Below are 18,156 nucleotides of genomic sequence, written 5' to 3' on the forward strand. Positions count from 1 at the left end.
CACCTTATGACCAGCACTCCCGAACACGCCCGGCTGTTGCGCCTGGCCACTCGCGCTTCAGTCGGCGTGGCCTGTGTGCTGATTGTGACCAAGGCCATCGCCTGGTGGCTCAGCGGTTCGGTGAGCATGCTCGCCGGGCTCACCGACTCGCTGCTCGATGGCGTGACCTCACTGCTCAATTTGCTGGCGGTGCATTACGCCCTGCGCCCGGCCGATGACGATCACCGTTATGGCCATGGTAAGGCGGAGTCGCTGTCGGGCATGGCGCAAGCGCTGTTCATCGCCGGCAGTGCGGTGTTGATCGCATTCCAGGCGTTCCAGCGCTTGCAGCATCCGGAGCCGGTGGGTGCGCCATGGCTGAGCATCGGCGTAATCCTGCTGTCCCTGGCCCTGACCGTGGCCTTGCTGATCCTGCAACATCGGGTGATTCGTGAAACCGGATCGAACGCGGTACGCGCTGACTCACTGCACTACCGCTCAGACCTGATGCTCAACGGCAGCATCCTGATAGCGCTGATACTCGCCGGGTTTGGTTTTCATCAGGTCGATGCCTGGTTCGGGCTGGGAATCGCCGCCTACATCCTGTGGAGCGCGGTCCAGATCGCTCGGGAAAGTTTTGCGGTGCTGATGGACGAGGAACTGCCGCCCGACGTCAGCCAACACATGCTGGAACTGGCTTGCAGCGTGCCCGGCGTGCTCGGCGCCCATGACTTGCGAACACGCATCTCCGGCAGCCACTGGTTTGTGCAGTTGCACCTGGAGTTGCCGGGGGAATTGAGTCTGTCAGTGGCCCACGGCATCAGCGACCAAGCCGCCGACGCCATCCATCAAGCCTACCCGCGAGCCGAAGTGCTGGTGCACGCCGACCCACAGGAAGTGGTCAAGGGCACCAAGGCCTAGTACTGCACCTGATACCCGCGACTGCTCAGGCAGTTGCCTTGGGCCTGGCGGTAGGTTTGCACCACCGCCGGGTCGGGGGCGTAAGTGACGGTCCGTGGGTCGAAACCACTTTGTTGCACCGCCCAACGGTAGCAGTCGTACCCGTCTTGCTGCACTTGCGCCGGTGATTGGCCGTTGGCGGGATAGGCCACCACGTCATAACCATTGCCTTGGGGCGCAGGTTGCGGTGCGGGGACAGCGGTCGGCGGCTCAACCACCACGTACTGCTGGGAAGTGGCCTCGTAGGTGTAATAGGCACCGGCGGCGAGGAAAAACAGCGCGCTACCCACCCACACTTCCCGCGCGTAATCCGGCAGGTAATGCACCCGAATCCCGTAAGGCGGCGTCACGATGACGTAGCGTGGGCCTTGAGGGCGGTACCAATAGCCGCCCGAGAAGAAATAATCCTGGCCACGATAGGGCACACGGTAGTTGCGGTCGGGGAAGCGGTCGACGATATAACCCGGACGATGTTGCGGGCCTGGGCCCCAGCCATTGCCATGCCCGTCGGGGCGGCCTGGCCAGCGGTTGTCATTGGGGTGCCCACCGTTGTAACCGGGCCGCTGGCCTGGTGCATTGCCGGCCTGCCAATGCTGATTGCCATCATTACGGCGCGGGATGTCCTGGTAGTTGCCGGGACGCGGTTCCTGGGTCTGGCGAACGGTGTCGGGGCGGCCCTGGATCGGCAAGTTGTTAGCCGGCCGGGGCTGCTCGCTACCTTGGGGGCGCCCTTGCCACTGACCGCCGCCATTCTGGCCACCGCGATCAACATGCTGATTCTGCGGGCGCGGCTGATTGTTTTCGAAATGCTGATTCTGTGGACGGGGCTGGTTGTTCTCGGGACGAGGAGCCTCCGGGCGCGGTTGGTTATTTTGTGGCCGTGGCTGATTGTTGCCACCTGGTCGCCCGCCTTCCGGCCCCCGCTCATGTTGGCCACCGCCCTCAGAGCGTTGTCCGTTATCTCGTTCGTCGGCCATGACCTGCGTGCCAACGGTCACCATCAGCAAACCAACACCTGCCAAACGCCAGATGCGCTTCATGCTCTTCCTCACTGCGGATTAGGGCCTATACATGAGACTGGAAAACAGGGGCCCGGTTCTGCAACAGGTTATCAGTCACGAGAACAATTTTCGCAGGCAATAAAAAGGGGCGACCCGTCGGTCGCCCCTTGAGAATTTCGTCCTGGCTCAACGCTTTTGACGTTGGCTCACCTCACGCCGTCTTGTGGACAGTGTGCAGCCCGGGGGCCGGCGCAACCCGGTGGGGTTGGCGGGCCGCAGCCGGCCTGTTGGGCGGGCTGCAGTGGACTCTATGTCCGGGCAGTGATTCTGTTGGTAATCATAGGCGTGAGGTGCCGACAGATGATTGCGAAGATTGCGTCAATAAACAGTGCTTGCGCAATTTTTAACCCTGGATAGATAATTCGCAGCAATAGTTACGACAAAGGCCAGCCCCATGAGCAAACTTGACCGATACGACCTGAGTATTTTGGCGGAATTACAGCGTGACGCGAGGATCTCCAACCAGGAGTTGGCCGAGCGAATCGGCCTGTCGCCGTCACCCTGCTCGCGCCGGGTCAAGCAACTGGAAGACGACGGCTACATCGCGCGCCAGGTGGCGTTGCTGGACCGCAAGATGCTCGGCCTGAGCCTGACGGCCTACGTGCTGATCGGCATGGACCGACACACCCCCGAGCGCTTCGAGAACTTCGAAGCGGCCATTCGCACCTTGCCGCAAGTGCTGGAATGCAGCCTGGTGACCGGAATGGACGCTGACTATCAGTTGAAAGTGGTGGTGCCGGATATGGATCACTATCAGAAACTGCTGCTGGGGCATCTGACCCGCATCGAAGGTGTCACCAGCGTGCGCTCCAGTTTTGTGCTGAACCAGGTACTCAACAGTACCGAGTTGCCGCTGACGCACCTGCGCACCTGAGGCCGCCGCCGAACTGATGTGGGAGCGGCGGTGCGACGATTCGACTTGCTCGCGAATGCGGTATGTCAGCCAATACATTTGGTGACTGACACTCAGCTTTCGCGAGCAAGCCCGCTCCCACATTTTGATCGTGCTTCAACAATAGGCTCGCATGCGACTGACCGACGCAGGTCAATATCCAGCTGATTGCCCTGTCGTATACTTTGCACCCCGCCCCTGCCGGAACAGCCCAATGAACTCCATTGATCCCGCCGTATTTGAAGAATGGATGATGACCGGCCTGGTCACGATCCTGATCATTTTCATGGGCTTTATCGTCTGGGACCTGGCGAAGAAATCCAAGGCCGGGCGCTTTGGTTCCTTCATCCTGTTCTTCGTGCTGGGCCTGGGTATAGCGGCGTTCATCATCAAGAGCGTGGTGATCGGCCTTATCGAGTCCGGCGCCTTATAAGCGCGCCGGCACTTCTTTCCACTGGCCTTGATCCAGGCCATCGATCGACCAGTCACCAATGCGCACCCGCACCAGGCGCAAGGTCGGCAAACCGACAGCGGCTGTCATGCGTCGTACCTGACGGTTGCGCCCCTCGCGAATCACCAGTTCCAACCAATGAGTCGGCACGCTCTTGCGAAAACGCACCGGAGGATCGCGCGGCCACAGTTGCGGCTCATCTAACTGCCGCGCTTCAGCGGGCAGGGTCATGCCGTCGTTGAGCTCAACGCCATCACGCAGGCGTTGCAGTTGTTCCTCGGTCGGTTCGCCTTCTACCTGCACCCAATAGGTTTTCGCCAGCTTGTGCTTGGGGTCGGCAATCCGCGCCTGCAACTGGCCGTCATTGGTCAGCAACAATAGGCCTTCACTGTCACGGTCCAGCCGGCCAGCAGGATAGATACCGGGGATATCGATGAAATCCTTGAGAGTCGCCCGCCCTTCGCCGTCGCTGAACTGGGTCAGCACATCGAACGGTTTATTGAACAGGATCAACTTCGGCTCAGCCGGTGGCGCCTTGGCCACACGGCGCGGGGCTGACGAGGTTTGTGGACTTTTCACACTGGGGCGGCGGGAAATGGGACGGGCAGGACGGGACATGGCAAAGGAACATCTAACGGTCAGGACCGACAATGCTAGTGGCCTGACCGTTAAATAACCATCCCAACCGCTTAGCGGAACGGCGGCTCGTCGAAGCTGCGCAGTTTGCGCGAGTGCAGCGAATTGAGTTCGGTGCGCAATAAATCCACCGCCTCGATACCGATCTTCAAGTGCTGGCTGACCGCACGCTCGTAAAAGGCGTTGGCTGAACCCGGCAATTTGATCTCACTGTGCAACGGCTTGTCGGAGACACACAGCAAGGTGCCGTAAGGCACGCGCAAACGGTAGCCTTGCGCAGCAATGGTGCCGCTTTCCATGTCCACCGCCACGGCGCGGGACAGGTTGATCAGCGGGCGCTCCTGGGCCCAGCGCAGCTCCCAGTTACGGTCGTCATAGGTCAGCACGGTGCCGGTGCGCAGGCGTTTCTTGAGTTCTTCGCCCTTCTCGCCGGTGACATTGGCCGCCGCTTGCTGCAAGGCCATCTGCACTTCGGCCAGGGCCGGGATCGGAATGTTCGGCGGCACTACCCGGTCAAGAATCCCGTCGCGACGCATGTAGGCGTGGGCCAGGACGTAATCGCCGATGGTCTGGGATTGGCGCAGGCCGCCGCAGTGGCCAATCATCAGCCAGCAATGTGGGCGCAGCACGGCCAAGTGGTCAGTGATGTTCTTGGCATTGGAGGGGCCGACGCCGATATTCACCAGGGTTACGCCATGACCATCGCTGGCCTGCAAATGGTAGGCCGGCATCTGGTAACGGTGCCAGACCACGCCGGCGGCAATGGCAGACGCTTCGCCATGGTCCATACCTTTATCGATGATCACATTGCCTGGCAGCACCATGCGGATGAAACGCGGGTCGCTGCGCAACTGCTCCAGACCGTGGACGATGAACTGGTCGACATAACGGTGGTAGTTGGTCAGCAGGATCCACGGCTGCACATGGCGCCAGTCGCTGCCGGTGTAGTGCACCAAGCGGCGCAGGGAGAAATCGACGCGGGCTGCATCGAACAGCGCTAGGGGCAGCGGGTCGGTGTTTTCCCAGTCGTACAGGCCATCGGCGATACCATCGGTTGCGGCCGACAGGTCGGTACTCGGAAAGACGCGCGCCAGGGTCGCGGCGGTGACGCCGGAACCGGCCAATTCGTCGCCCTGCTCTACCACGTACGGGTACGGAATATTCTGCTGGCTGACGCCCACTTCCACCGTCACGGTGAAGTCGTGCATCAGCGGCACCAACTGCTCCAGCAGGTATTTGCGGAAGGCTGACGGGTGGGTGACGGTGACACTGTAAGTGCCTGGCAACTGGACCTTGGCGTAGGCCCGGGTGGTCTGTGGGACTTCGCCCTGGACCAGGTAGGTCAGGCGCAGTTCCGGGTAACGAAACAGCGCTCGCTGTTCGGCGTCGGGCTCAACGCGGTCTTTGAGGTAACGCTTGAGGGCCTGATTGAGCGCGCCAGTAGCACGCTCATGCAGAGCCGCCAGCCGATCCACGGCCTCTTCAGCGGTTTGAACAACAACAAAAGCTTCGGTCACGGTAAGCATCCTGTGTTCTGACTTGCAGGCCTTCATCTTGCCTGTATCGCTGCTTCACTGGAACACTGAATTGGAATCCCCCCGCAAGAAGGGCACGACCCCTGTGGGAGCCGGGCTTGCCCGCGATGCAGGAGGCGCGGTTTATCAGTGAACCCGAGGCGATGCTATCGCGGGCAAGCCCGCTCCCACATTTTGACCGAGTTCGGTCAGAACCCTTGCGGTGTGGACCGAGCGACAATGGCCTCCACATCGACACCTCGCGGCAAGGTGCCATACGCCCGCCCTGATGACTCACCCAACCGGCTGGCAATAAACCCATCACTGACGCTGCTATTGCCCGCCTCTAGTAGCAACTTGGCCTGCAAGGCCAACGCAATATCCTCGGTAAGTTGCCGAGCGCGGTATTGAATATCCTGAGTGTCCATGAACGCTGACTTGAGCTGTTCAATATGTCGGGCCAGGTGCTTGTCACCATGACCATCGCCCAACTCGACAAACAACGCCTCCAGCACGCCGGGCTCTTTCGACAGCGCCCGCAGCACATCCAGACACTGCACGTTGCCGGAACCTTCCCACGTCGAATTGACCGGTGCCTCACGGTACAGTCGCGGCAGGATACTGTCCTCGACATACCCGGCACCGCCCATACACTCAGCCGCCTCGTTGATCATCGCCGGCGCGCGTTTGCAGATCCAATACTTGCCCACCGCCGTCATCAGCCGGGCGAATTTGGCTTCCTGTTCATTATCGAGATGGTCCAGCGCCCGGCCCATGCGCATGCTCAAGGCCAGCGCCGCTTCGCTTTCCAGGGCCAGGTCGGCCAGCACGTTTTGCATCAGCGGCTGCTCGCTGAGTACCCGACCGCCCACCAAACGATGAGCACAGTGATGGCTGGCCTGAGTCAGCGCCTGACGCATCAACGAACTGGAGCCCACCATGCAATCGAAGCGGGTCATGGCGACCATTTCAATGATGGTCGGTACGCCGCGCCCTTCTTCTCCGATCATCCAGGCCAGGGCTCCGCGAAATTCCACTTCACTGGACGCGTTGGAGCAGTTGCCGAGTTTGTTTTTCAGACGCTGGATATAGAACTGGTTACGGGTGTCATCCGGACGGTGCCGGGGCAGTAGGAAACACGTCAGGCCCTTGTCGGTCTGAGCCAGGGTCAGGAAGGCGTCGCACATAGGCGCCGAGCAGAACCACTTGTGGCCCACCAGCTCATAGGGCTGGCCCGGGCCGCCGGCGCCCACCGGGTAAGCCCGGGTGGTGTTGGCGCGCACGTCGGTGCCGCCCTGTTTCTCGGTCATGGCCATGCCGATGGTGGCGCCGGCCTTGTGGGCGATACCGACGTTACGCGGGTCGTATTCGGTGTTGAGGATTTTCGGCAACCAGACGTCGGCCAGGTCCGGTTGCAAGCGCAGGGCTGGAACACAGGCAAAGGTCATGGTCAGCGGGCAGCCGGTGCCGGCTTCGGCCTGACTGTGCAAGTAGGTCATGGCCGCGCGAGCGACATGCGCGCCAGGTTGCGGGTGGGCCCAGGGCAGCGACGGCAAGCCATGTTCGATGGCCGTACGCATCAGCTCATGATAAGCAGGATGAAACTCCACCTGGTCAATACGATGGCCATAGCGGTCATGGCTGTTGAACACTGGCTTGTTCTCATTAGCCAGGAACCCGGCCGCCATCAACGGCCCTCCCGCCAGCGCACCATAGGCATCGATCCGTTCCTGGGCCCAACCGGCACCGAAACGGCGGGACCAGTCTTGCAGGGGCAAATCGATGCGGTACAGGTTGGTGCCGTCCAGGGACGGCGGCTGGTTGGTGACGTCGTGGGTTTCGGCGAACTGGTGCAGATTCATGACGGGCCTCCTGAAAAAGTGGCCTCGTTGCCTGAAGCCTGAATTTCAGTTAAGCACCGTCGCCGGCGTTAAAAAAGTGGCATAAGCGCCTAACTGTCGGCGCTTTCGCCCTCAACTGCAGACGACAGCCGACGTTCCAATACCGCTTGCAAGGCTTCAAACCGTACCGGCTTAACCAACCGGTCAGTGATGCCAACGCCATGGCAGTGTTCACGCTCGGGACTTTGCAGCGAAGTGCTCAAGGTAATCACCGGCAGCTCACCGCATCCCGGCAACGCGCGGATCTGGCAACACAGGGAAAACCCGCCCTCCGGTACATCCAGCAGCACGGCATCGAAGGTGCCGTCCTGCAACAACGCCAACGCCGCCGGCCCGTTGTCGACCGTCTTCACTCGGTAGCCGAGCTTGAGCAGCATGCCACGCACCACCAACTGCGCCACGCTGTTGTCGTCCACCAGCAACACCGTGCAGTCCTGAGGCGCACGCGGGGGGTCGGACACACGACAAGGTGCTGAAGGCTCGACCGGAACCGGGCTGACCTCCAGTTCTAATTGGAAGCGGCTGCCCCGGCGAGGTTCGGAGTGATGGGTCAAGCGCCCACCCAATAGCTCGATCAGTTGCCGGCAGATCGCCAGGCCGATGCCCAAGCCGCCGTATTCGCGGGTCATGGAGCCATCGAGCTGGAAAAAGCGCTGATACAGAGTCGCTTCGTCCAGGTAGGCGAAGCCGATACCAGTGTCGGTGACAATAAAAGTCAGGCGCAGGTGGCTGTCCGCGGTAATCAGCCCGACCACCCGCACCCGCACAGTCCCTTCCCGGGTGAACTTGAAGGCGTTGTCCAGCAGGCATTCCAGGCACTGCACCAACTTGTCCGCGTCGCCCTCCACGCGATCGGGCAACTCGTCTGCGACATCAATGGAAAATTCCAGCCCCTTGCTCTGGGCATTGGCCAAAAACCGCTGACGCAAGGTGTCGAGCAAGCCCCGCAAGCTGAACACCTGGGACTGAGCATGGAGGCGACCGGCCTGCAGCTCAGTCAGGGTGAGGATGCCGTTGACCATGCGCATCATGTCTCGCGCCGAACCTGCGGCAGTTTGCTGGTACTGCGCCAACTCTCCGTCCAGCGGCTCGGTCTGCATCAGTTCCAGCGAGCCGATCACACCATTCATCGGCGTGCGCAGTTCGTGGGTCAAGGTGGCGAGAAACTCGTCCTTCAACTGGTTGCTGCGGGCCAGTTGCTGGTTGAGCGCTTCGAGCTTCTGGCTGGCATCGAGCAGGATTTGCGCTTGCTGCTCGCGCATCGAGTTAATGCGGTCCGCCAAGGCCAGGGATAGCAACGCGACTTCCAGGGCTGAGCCGATCTGGCTGGCGTACATGGTCAGAAACACATTTGGCAGGTACCCCAGCACCATCAACGTATTGACCACCCCGCCAACCAGGAACGCCGACCAGGCGATGATGAAGTAACGCGCCATTCGCTGGCCGCAGTACCAGGCCTTGATGGCCGCGACAAAGATCGTCACGGTAAAGATCAGCGCCAGGCCAGTGGCCAGCCGCAACGCCAAGGCGTAGCTGGTCAGCAATGCCAACACCATCACCCCCGCGCCACACGCCGCCAGCCCCACCAGCAGCCGGTTGAGCCAGCGACTGTAAAGCGCGGTATGCAGGAAGCTGCGAGCGAACAGACTGCCAAAGAGCGCAGCCGAACCAATCAGAAAGGGAACCGCAGCATTGGCCCACCATGGACTGTTGGGCCAGAAATACTGCACGGCGACGCCGTTTACCGACAGTTGGTACAAGCCGAACGAGGCGATGTAGAGGATGTAATAGAGGTAACTGGTATCGCGCACGCTGAGGTAGATAAACAGGTTGTAGATCAGCATCCCCAGCAATACGCCGTAGATCACGCCCAACACATATAAGCGCAGCGGTTGCTGCTCCAGGTACGCGGTACTCGACCAGAGAGTCAACGGCGCCTGGATCGAGCCCTGGCTTTGCAGGCGCAGGTACAGGGTTTCCTGCTGATCGGGGGCAAACTCCAGCTTGAACAGATAGTTGCTCTGGCGAATCTCACGGCTGGAAAAAGGCATCGCGCTGCCCGTGCGAGCGGCCAGACGATAACCACCCGCGCCATCGGTTTGATACAGATCCAGGTGATTCAGCGGCGGATAGGCCAACTCCAGCAGCCAGGTGCGTGGCGCGTGAGGACTCTTGGGGAGGTAATGCAGGTTGACCTTGAGCCAGAACACCGAGCGCGAATAGCCGGCATTGAGGGTGGCTTTGTCATGGGGTTTGAATCGGTCGGCGTTGCCTTGGGAACTGACATCCTTGATGTCGAGGTTGCCACTCGGGTCTTCGAGCACTTGCATCACCTGGCCCAACGGCAGGCTTCGGGTGGTGTCTGTGAACTCGACTGCGCCGGCCAGCATCGGCAGCCCGCACCACAGTAACATCAGCAAATAGCGCATAGAGCCCCAGCGTGGCCTGTCCGGTTCTGTCAAAAGCCCCCATTCCTTTTGAGAAGACGTATACCGGCATTACAGTTATTGTTTGAAACCACTCTAGCATAGCCGGTAAAGGCCAATGGACACCATTGAAATTAAAATTTGAAAGGCTCTAGGACGGGCGTTCCATAACGTTTCCCGCCAGTTTTTGATGACTTCCCAGGACCGCCCACACGCCTTTTCGGCAGTGAAATTCAACCCGCGCCCAACAGCCACGCAAAAAGCGTTTGGTGGTAAGCTCGCGCACCATGAATATCTACAGCTCCCGCCCCGTTGTCCTCTGTCTCTCCGGCCATGATCCCAGTGGTGGCGCCGGCTTGCAGGCAGATATCGAAGCCCTGCTCGCCCAGGGCTGTCATGCGGCTCCGGCCGTCACCGCGTTGACTGTGCAGAACACCGTCAATGTCAGCGATTTCCGCGTGCTTGACCGCGAGTGGGTGCTGGCCCAGGCCAACGCCGTGCTCGGCGACTCCCAAGTGGCTGCGGTCAAGCTGGGCATGCTCGGTTCCACAGCCATGGTCGACACCGTCGTCGAGTTGCTCAAGGAGCACCCGCATCTACCGGTGGTCTGCGACCCGGTGCTGCGCGCCGGTGGCGGTGGCAGCCTGGGCAAGGATGAAGTCGGCTACGCCATGCGTGAACGGCTGTTGCCACTGTCGCTGATTGCCACGCCCAATCTGCCGGAAGCCCGCATCCTGGCAGAACTGCCCGAGGGCAGCGCCGACGAATGCGCCGAGAAACTGCTGCCGTTCATCAAGCACCTGTTGATAACCGGTGGCCATGGCGACGAGCATGAAGTGCACAATCGCCTGTACAGCCGCGATGGCAGCTACCGGACCTTTACCTGCCAGCGTTTGCCCGGCAGCTATCACGGGTCCGGCTGCACCCTGGCCAGCGCCCTTGCCGGCCGCCTGGCCCAGGGCGAAGGCCTGGTCAGCGCGGTAGAGTCAGCGCTCAATTACACTTGGCGCACCCTGCGTGATGCTGAACAACTCGGCCAGGGGCAGTTTGTTCCCCGTCGCCTGCCGTTGGATTTCTGCTCGTAACACCAAGAGGCCTGCCTGATGAAACTACGTGGCCTTTACGCCATTACCGACAGCCAACTGTTGGCCGGCAAGTTCCTGGCCTACGTCGAAGCGGCGTTGGACGGTGGCGTGACCCTGCTGCAATACCGCGACAAAAGCAGCGATGAGGCGCGCCGCCTGCGGGAGGCCGAGAAGTTGCGTGAGCTGTGCTCACGCTACAAGACTCAGTTGATCATCAACGACGACGCCGAATTGGCCGCACGCTTGGGTGTCGGCGTGCACCTGGGCCAGACCGACGGCCCGCTGACGCCAGCCCGTGCACTGCTGGGCTCCAAGGCAATTATCGGTTCCACCTGCCACAGCCAGATCGAACTGGCCGAGCAAGCGGCCAAGGAAGGCGCCAGTTATGTCGCCTTCGGCCGCTTCTTCAACTCCAACACCAAGCCCGGCGCCCCGGCGGCCGACGTTGAACTGCTGACCCAAGCCCGCGCCCGGTTGCATCTGCCGATCTGCGTGATCGGCGGCATCACCCTGGAAAACGCCGAGCCCCTGGTGGCCCACGGTGCCGACCTGCTGGCGGTGGTCCACGGCCTGTTTGGTGCCGACAGCACTGCAGAAGTGACGCGCCGCGCTCGCGCCTTCAACGAACTGCTCAAGACTCAATAATCGATTTCAGAGAGCCCGATCATGTCCCGTTCCGAAACCCTGTTTGCCAATGCCCAGAAACACATCCCCGGTGGCGTGAACTCGCCTGTGCGGGCGTTCAAAAGCGTTGGCGGCACGCCGCTGTTCTTCAAGCACGCCGAAGGCGCCTACGTCACCGATGAAGACGACAAGCGCTATGTCGACTACGTCGGCTCCTGGGGCCCGATGATCCTCGGCCACAGCCACCCCGACGTGCTGGACGCGGTACGCAAACAGCTGGAACACGGCCTGTCCTATGGCGCCCCGACCGCCATGGAAACCGAGATGGCTGATCTGGTCTGCGCCATCGTGCCATCCATGGAGATGGTGCGGATGGTCAGCTCCGGCACCGAAGCCACCATGAGCGCCATTCGCCTTGCCCGGGGTTTCACCGGTCGCGACAGCATCATCAAGTTCGAAGGCTGCTACCACGGCCACTCCGACAGCCTGCTGGTCAAGGCCGGCTCCGGCTTGCTGACCCAGGGTGTACCAAGCTCCGCCGGTGTGCCGGCGGCGTTTGCCAAACACACGCTGACCCTGCCATTCAACGACATCGCCGCCGTAGAGCAGATGCTCAGCGAAGTCGGCCAGGAAGTGGCGTGCATCATCGTCGAGCCTGTGGCCGGCAACATGAACTGCGTTCCACCGGCCCCGGGTTTTCTCGAAGGCCTGCGGACCCTGTGCGACAAGCACGGCGTGGTGTTGATTTTCGATGAAGTGATGACCGGCTTCCGCGTTGCCCTCGGCGGCGCCCAGGCGCACTACGGCGTCACGCCAGACCTGAGCACCTTCGGTAAGATCATCGGCGGCGGCATGCCGGTCGGTTGCTTTGGTGGCAAACGCGAAATCATGCAGCACATCGCACCGTTGGGCCCGGTCTATCAGGCTGGCACCCTGTCCGGTAACCCGCTGGCCATGGCCGCCGGCCTGACCACCCTGCGCCTGATCAGCCGCCCGGGCTTCCACGCCGAGCTGACCGACTACACCGCCCGCCTGCTGGACGGCCTGCAACAGCGCGCCGATGCGGCTGGCATCCCGTTCGTCACCACCCAGGCAGGTGGCATGTTCGGTTTGTATTTCAGCAACGCCGATGACATCGTCACCTTCGACGACGTTATGAGCAGCGATGCCGAACTCTTCAAGCGCTTCTTCCACCTGATGCTGGAAGGCGGTGTGTACCTGGCACCGAGCGCCTTTGAAGCCGGTTTCACCTCGATCGCCCACGGTGATGCCGAGCTGAAACTGACCCTCGACGCAGCCGAACGCGCCTTCGCCGCCCTCAAATAAACACGCCTGAAACCTGACGTCGCCCATGGCGGCGTCAGATTTGCTACTTTGCTTACAGAACTTTCCTTCTTTTTCCGAGAAATCACCTGCAAACCGGCAGATAACTTGCCCACGCAGCAGAAAAACGAGTAAAGACTTTGTAAGCAGGGGCCTGCTTATTTCATAATGCGCGCTTATTGGATCCCCTGCGGGTCCGCGCGCCCCGTCAGAGGTAAGTCGATTCCCATGAAACGCACCGGCCGCACCCTGGTTCTGGGCTGCCTGTTGCTCCTTCAGCCCCTGCTCGCGCATGCACAAGCAGGCGGCAACTCGTTGTTAATCCCAGCGATGGGTCGTTGCACCCTCAATACCCAGCCAGAAAGCCAGGCCGAAGCCCTGAGCGCGTGCCAGCAACTGGCCGACGGCGGGGATGCACAGGCGCAATACGAGTTGGGCGAATTCTTCCACGACAGTAAAAACCCCTCCCGCGATCTCAACAAAGCCTTGAGTTACTTCGAGAAGGCCTCGTTGCAGGGCCACGCCCAGGCACAATTCCAGTTGGGCACCATGTTCTTCAAAGGCGAAGGCGTGCCGGCCAATAACGTTCAGGCGTATATCGTGCTGAAAATGGCCGCGGTCAACGGCGCCGAAGATGCGCTGGATACCGCCGACGAAGTCGCCGAGCATATGCAGCGTGATGAGCTGGAAGTGGCGACCCAGGTCCTGGGGCAGATTTTCCGTAACTACCTGCAGGAACTGCAGAGCGCGGATGGGCGGTCGCCTTTCTCGCCACTGCCCTGAATTCTGTAGCGCCTTCACTGACCCCTTCGCGAGCAAGTCGAATCGTCGCACCGCCGCTCCCACATTCGACCGAGTCATTCCTGACATACGCGGTTAAATGTGGGAGCGGGCTTGCTCGCGAAGGGGTCAACTCGATCTAAAGCCTTACTTCTCAGGCATCGGCATCGGAAACGGCATGACATTGCTCATGCCCCGGGCTTCGCTGATTTTCGGCGTGCCCAGGCGCTCGACTTCATCGATGCGCACGATCGAATGCATCGGCACAAAACTGCGCACCACGCCTTCGAACTGGGCCTTGAGCTTTTCCTCGCCCGGGTCGACGACCAGCTGTGTGCGCTCGCCAAAGACGAACTCTTCCACTTCCAGGAAGCCCCACAGATCACTTTGATAGATCTGCTTGGCGTACATTTCGAACACCTGGCCCTGGTTAAGGAAAATCACCTTGTAGATTGGAGCTTCACGTTTGGTCATGGTGGGCGGGTAACACATCGGGGATATAAAAGAGGGCGCGAACTATAGCATGGCACCCGATGCACAGTGCTAGGAACCTATCGGTATGCCCCCTATAATGCGCGGTTCTTTACCACCAGTTGACGATCCCCATGGCCAAGAAGCTTTACATCGAAACCCACGGTTGCCAGATGAACGAGTACGACAGCTCGCGTATGGTCGACCTGCTGGGTGAACATCAGGCCCTGGAAGTCACCGCTCGCGCTGAAGATGCCGACGTGATCCTGCTCAATACCTGCTCAATCCGCGAGCGAGCCCAGGACCGCGTGTACTCGCAACTGGGCCGCTGGCGTGAATTGAAACTGGCCAACCCGGACATGGTAATCGCCGTCGGCGGTTGCGTGGCCAGCCAGGAAGGCGCCGCCATTCGCGACCGCGCACCCTATGTGGACGTGGTCTTTGGCCCGCAGACCCTGCACCGCCTGCCGGAAATGATCGACGCCGCCCGCCTCACCAAGCTGCCCCAGGTTGATGTCTCGTTCCCAGAAATCGAAAAATTCGACCACTTGCCCGAGCCGCGCATCGACGGCCCAAGCGCTTATGTGTCGGTAATGGAAGGTTGCAGCAAGTACTGCACCTTCTGCGTCGTGCCTTATACCCGTGGCGAAGAAGTCAGCCGTCCATTCGATGACGTACTGGCGGAAATCATCCACCTCGCCGAGAACGGTGTGCGCGAAGTCACCCTGCTGGGCCAGAACGTCAACGGTTATCGCGGCCAGACCCACGACGGACGCATGGCGGACCTGGCGGAACTGATCCGCGTGGTCGCCGCCGTCGACGGTATCGAGCGAATTCGCTACACCACTTCGCACCCGCTGGAGTTCTCCGACAGCCTGATCCAGGCCCACGCCGAAGTACCGGAGCTGGTCAAACATCTGCATTTACCGGTGCAGTCGGGTTCGGACCGTATCCTCTCGGCCATGAAGCGCAACCACACCGCTCTGGAATACAAATCCAAACTGCGCAAACTGCGTGCTGCGGTACCGGGCATCTGCATCAGCTCGGATTTCATCGTCGGCTTCCCTGGCGAGACCGAGAAAGATTTCCAGCAGACCATGAAGCTGATTGAAGACGTCGGTTTCGACTTCTCCTACTCGTTCGTCTACAGCCAGCGCCCGGGTACCCCAGCCGCCGACCTCGCGGACGAAACCCCGGAAGAGCTGAAAAAGGAGCGCCTGAACGCTCTGCAACATCGCCTCAACCAGCAAGGCTTCGAGATCAGCCGCCAGATGGTGGGCTCGACCCAGCGCATCCTCGTCACCGACTACTCAAAGAAAGACCCAGGCGAGCTGCAAGGCCGGACCGAGAACAACCGGATCGTCAACTTCCGCTGCGACAATCCGACCTTGATCGGGCAGTTCGCCGACGTGCATATCGATGCGGCCCAACCGCACTCGCTGCGCGGCTCGCTGATTAACTGAGACCCCGACCTCAAGACAAATGAAGATCAAATGTGGGAGCTGGCTTGCCTGCGATAGCATCACCTCGGTGCACCTGATACACCGAGGTGCCTGCATCGCGGGCAAGCCGGCTCCCACGCAAGCCCGTCCACAGTAGAACTGCGCCGCACTCCGACCATTTAAGTGCTTTCGCGCGCCGGCTGCTGGCGTTATCCTTGATTCCATCTTAATTGCCCCAGGGCGGCTTAAAACGACCTTGAACGCACCCATAGAACCACATCGTTTCCTCCTCGAGCCCTTTGAGGCTCGCCGTTTCGCCAATCTGTGCGGACAGTTCGACGAGCATCTGCGCATGATCGAACAGCGCCTGAGCATCGAGATCCGCAACCGCGGCAATCAGTTCGAGCTCATTGGTGAACCTCAACACACCACGTCTGCGGAAAACCTCCTCCGGCGCCTCTACCGGGAAACCAAAGGTAGTGAGCTATCGCCGGAAACGGTACACCTGTACTTACAGGAATCCGCCGTGGAAGACCTGGCCAACAACCCCGTGGCCGAAGCCAGCGTCGCATTGCGTACCAAAAAAGGCATGATTCGCCCACGCGGCTTGAATCAGCAGCGCTACGTCAAAGAAATCCTCGGTAACGACATCAACTTCGGCATCGGCCCGGCCGGTACCGGCAAGACCTACCTGGCAGTGGCCTGCGCGGTCGACGCCCTGGAGCGCGAGCAGGTGCGACGCATCCTGCTGGTGCGCCCGGCGGTGGAAGCCGGCGAAAAACTGGGTTTCCTGCCCGGCGACCTTGCACAGAAGATCGACCCTTACCTGCGCCCGCTGTATGACGCCCTCTACGAAATGCTCGGCTTCGAATACGTGGCCAAGCTGATCGAGCGCCAGGTGATCGAAATCGCCCCGCTGGCCTATATGCGCGGTCGCACCCTGAACAACAGCTTCATCATTCTCGACGAAAGCCAGAACACCACCGTTGAGCAGATGAAGATGTTCCTGACCCGTATCGGCTTCGGCTCAACGGCCGTGATCACCGGTGACGTCACCCAGGTCGACCTGCCCAAGGGCACCAAGTCGGGCCTGAGCCAGGTGATCGAGGTGCTCAAGGACGTTCCGGGAATCAGCTTCACTCACTTCATGCCCAAAGACGTGGTGCGCCACCCACTGGTCCAGCGCATTGTCGAAGCCTACGAGCGCTTTGAACATCGTGACGACGAGCCGGCCAAGGACATTCGCCGCGATGCTTGAGCTTGATCTGCAGCTGGCCACCGACGCGCCCGCCCCCAGCGAAGAACAATTCCGCCAATGGTGCACACTGGCCCTGCGCCAGCGCACCGCCGACTCGGAACTGACCATCCGCCTGGTGGGCGAGCCCGAAGGCCGTGAACTGAACCACACCTGGCGCCAGAAAGACTACGCCACCAATGTGCTGTCGTTTCCCGCTGACGTACCCGATGAGTTGCTGGATATCCCGCTGCTGGGCGATCTGGTGATTTGCGTCGAAGTGGTGGAACGCGAGGCAAAGGAACAAGGCAAGGAACTTGAGGCCCACTGGGCCCATCTAGTCATCCACGGCTGCTTGCATCTCTTGGGTTACGACCATATAGACGATGAGGAAGCCGAGGAAATGGAAGCACTGGAACGAACGTTGCTTGCAGAACTGGGTCATCGCGATCCGTATGCAGACGACGAAAACTGATCGACACACACCTGAAACAACACTTAACTGAAACACATAAGGATTTAGAGTAATCGCTATGAGCGAAGACCGATCGAGCAACGGGCAAAAGTCATGGCTGGGGAAACTCACCCAGGCCTTTGCCCACGAGCCGAAAAACCGCCAGGAGCTGCTGGAGCTCCTGCGCGAGGCCCATCAGAACAAGTTGCTGGACAGCGAAGCGCTGGCCATCGTCGAGGGCGCCATCCAGGTGGCTGACCTGCAAGTACGGGACATCATGGTCCCGCGCTCGCAGATGATCAGCATCAAGGCGACCCAGACCCCTCGGGAGTTCCTCCCGGCCGTCATCGACTCGGCGCACTCGCGCTACCCGGTGATCGGAGAAAGCCATGACGACGTCATGGGCGTCCTGCTGGCCAAGGACCTGCTGCCGCTGATCCTCAAGGAGAACGGCGACAGTTTCAACATCAAGGACCTGCTGCGGCCGGCCACCTTCGTTCCCGAGTCCAAGCGTCTGAATGTGCTGCTGCGCGAGTTTCGCGCCAACCACAATCACATGGCCATCGTCATTGACGAATACGGCGGCGTGGCGGGCCTGGTCACCATCGAAGACGTGCTGGAACAGATCGTTGGTGATATCGAAGACGAGCACGACGTAGAAGAGGACAGCTACATCAAGCCGTTGCCCAGCGGTGATTTCCTGGTCAAGGCCCTGACGCCGATCGAGAACTTCAACGAGTTCTTCGACAGCGAATTCTCTGATGATGAGTTCGACACCGTCGGCGGCCTAGTGATGAGCGCGTTCGGGCATCTGCCCAAGCGTAACGAAACCACGGAAATCGGCGCCTATCGCTTTCGCATCCTGAATGCCGACAGCCGCCGGATCCATCTGATCCGCCTGACACCTATTGCCCGCTAAGGAC

The 18,156-nt window shown here is 60.7% G+C and carries 17 protein-coding genes; 11 read left to right on the plus strand and 6 right to left on the minus strand.

Annotated elements, in window-relative coordinates:
• The first annotated feature begins 6 nt into the window (after positions 1 to 6).
• Positions 7 to 900: a cation diffusion facilitator family transporter gene (locus HKK55_RS21550; protein WP_169356508.1), complete on the plus strand. Its 894-nt coding sequence runs from the start codon at positions 7 to 9 to the stop codon at positions 898 to 900.
• On the opposite strand, the gene HKK55_RS21555 is transcribed toward HKK55_RS21550, so the two are convergent.
• A complete protein-coding gene (locus tag HKK55_RS21555) occupies positions 897 to 1,979 on the minus strand; it encodes a DUF6515 family protein (protein ID WP_169356509.1) in 1,083 nt (360 codons plus the stop codon). The genes HKK55_RS21550 and HKK55_RS21555 overlap by 4 nt on opposite strands.
• Before the next feature lie 415 nt (positions 1,980 to 2,394).
• On the opposite strand from HKK55_RS21555, the gene HKK55_RS21560 reads away from it, so the two are divergent.
• Positions 2,395 to 2,874, plus strand: a complete 480-nt coding sequence (locus tag HKK55_RS21560) for an Lrp/AsnC family transcriptional regulator (protein WP_003194418.1) — start codon at positions 2,395 to 2,397, stop codon at positions 2,872 to 2,874.
• A 241-nt stretch (positions 2,875 to 3,115) separates the two neighbouring features.
• Positions 3,116 to 3,325 (plus strand): DUF2788 domain-containing protein, encoded by a 210-nt coding sequence (locus HKK55_RS21565; RefSeq protein ID WP_169357921.1) that lies wholly within the window; start codon positions 3,116 to 3,118, stop codon positions 3,323 to 3,325.
• Here HKK55_RS21565 and HKK55_RS21570 read toward each other — a convergent pair.
• The 4 genes from HKK55_RS21570 to HKK55_RS21585 form a co-directional block, all read right to left on the minus strand.
• Positions 3,320 to 3,886: a pseudouridine synthase gene (locus HKK55_RS21570; RefSeq protein WP_169357922.1), complete on the minus strand. Its 567-nt coding sequence runs from the start codon at positions 3,884 to 3,886 to the stop codon at positions 3,320 to 3,322. The two genes, HKK55_RS21565 and HKK55_RS21570, sit on opposite strands and share 6 nt — an antisense overlap.
• 146 nt (positions 3,887 to 4,032) lie before the next feature.
• Positions 4,033 to 5,532 carry an AMP nucleosidase gene (gene amn / locus HKK55_RS21575; RefSeq protein ID WP_178123478.1) on the minus strand — a complete coding sequence of 500 codons (1,500 nt, stop codon included), beginning with the start codon at positions 5,530 to 5,532 and terminating at the stop codon, positions 4,033 to 4,035.
• Positions 5,533 to 5,702: 170 nt separating this feature from the next.
• Positions 5,703 to 7,355 carry an acyl-CoA dehydrogenase family protein gene (locus HKK55_RS21580; RefSeq protein WP_169356510.1) on the minus strand — a complete coding sequence of 551 codons (1,653 nt, stop codon included), beginning with the start codon at positions 7,353 to 7,355 and terminating at the stop codon, positions 5,703 to 5,705.
• A gap of 89 nt (positions 7,356 to 7,444) precedes the next feature.
• The gene (locus HKK55_RS21585) at positions 7,445 to 9,823 is read right to left on the minus strand and encodes a 7TM diverse intracellular signaling domain-containing protein (protein ID WP_169356511.1); all 2,379 of its coding nucleotides are present in this window, start codon (positions 9,821 to 9,823) and stop codon (positions 7,445 to 7,447) included.
• Between the two features lie 284 nt (positions 9,824 to 10,107).
• Between HKK55_RS21585 and HKK55_RS21590 the strand changes: the two genes are divergently transcribed.
• From HKK55_RS21590 to HKK55_RS21605, 4 genes are all read left to right on the plus strand, one after another.
• Positions 10,108 to 10,905: a hydroxymethylpyrimidine/phosphomethylpyrimidine kinase gene (locus HKK55_RS21590; protein ID WP_169356512.1), complete on the plus strand. Its 798-nt coding sequence runs from the start codon at positions 10,108 to 10,110 to the stop codon at positions 10,903 to 10,905.
• 18 nt (positions 10,906 to 10,923) lie between these two features.
• The gene (gene thiE / locus HKK55_RS21595) at positions 10,924 to 11,550 is read left to right on the plus strand and encodes a thiamine phosphate synthase (protein ID WP_169356513.1); all 627 of its coding nucleotides are present in this window, start codon (positions 10,924 to 10,926) and stop codon (positions 11,548 to 11,550) included.
• A 21-nt stretch (positions 11,551 to 11,571) separates the two neighbouring features.
• Complete coding sequence (gene hemL, locus HKK55_RS21600; RefSeq protein ID WP_169356514.1) at positions 11,572 to 12,855, plus strand: glutamate-1-semialdehyde 2,1-aminomutase; 1,284 nt, start codon at positions 11,572 to 11,574, stop codon at positions 12,853 to 12,855.
• A gap of 225 nt (positions 12,856 to 13,080) precedes the next feature.
• On the plus strand, positions 13,081 to 13,635 hold the full coding sequence (locus HKK55_RS21605; protein ID WP_169356515.1) for a tetratricopeptide repeat protein: 555 nt from the start codon (positions 13,081 to 13,083) through the stop codon (positions 13,633 to 13,635).
• Between the two features lie 144 nt (positions 13,636 to 13,779).
• On the opposite strand, the gene HKK55_RS21610 is transcribed toward HKK55_RS21605, so the two are convergent.
• Positions 13,780 to 14,106: a DUF1820 family protein gene (locus HKK55_RS21610; RefSeq protein WP_003215457.1), complete on the minus strand. Its 327-nt coding sequence runs from the start codon at positions 14,104 to 14,106 to the stop codon at positions 13,780 to 13,782.
• A 131-nt stretch (positions 14,107 to 14,237) separates the two neighbouring features.
• On the opposite strand from HKK55_RS21610, the gene miaB reads away from it, so the two are divergent.
• From miaB to HKK55_RS21630, 4 genes are all read left to right on the plus strand, one after another.
• Positions 14,238 to 15,566, plus strand: a complete 1,329-nt coding sequence (gene miaB, locus HKK55_RS21615) for a tRNA (N6-isopentenyl adenosine(37)-C2)-methylthiotransferase MiaB (RefSeq protein ID WP_169356516.1) — start codon at positions 14,238 to 14,240, stop codon at positions 15,564 to 15,566.
• Positions 15,567 to 15,801: 235 nt separating this feature from the next.
• Positions 15,802 to 16,803: a PhoH family protein gene (locus HKK55_RS21620; RefSeq protein ID WP_169356517.1), complete on the plus strand. Its 1,002-nt coding sequence runs from the start codon at positions 15,802 to 15,804 to the stop codon at positions 16,801 to 16,803.
• Positions 16,796 to 17,254: an rRNA maturation RNase YbeY gene (ybeY, locus tag HKK55_RS21625; RefSeq protein WP_169356518.1), complete on the plus strand. Its 459-nt coding sequence runs from the start codon at positions 16,796 to 16,798 to the stop codon at positions 17,252 to 17,254. Before HKK55_RS21620 ends, ybeY begins: the two co-directional genes overlap by 8 nt.
• 58 nt (positions 17,255 to 17,312) lie before the next feature.
• A complete protein-coding gene (locus tag HKK55_RS21630; protein WP_005791724.1) occupies positions 17,313 to 18,152 on the plus strand; it encodes an HlyC/CorC family transporter in 840 nt (279 codons plus the stop codon).
• Positions 18,153 to 18,156: the final 4 nt, after the last annotated feature.

The sequence above is a fragment of the Pseudomonas sp. ADAK18 genome, from assembly GCF_012935695.1.
In the GTDB taxonomy this organism is placed as follows: Bacteria; Pseudomonadota; Gammaproteobacteria; order Pseudomonadales; family Pseudomonadaceae; genus Aquipseudomonas.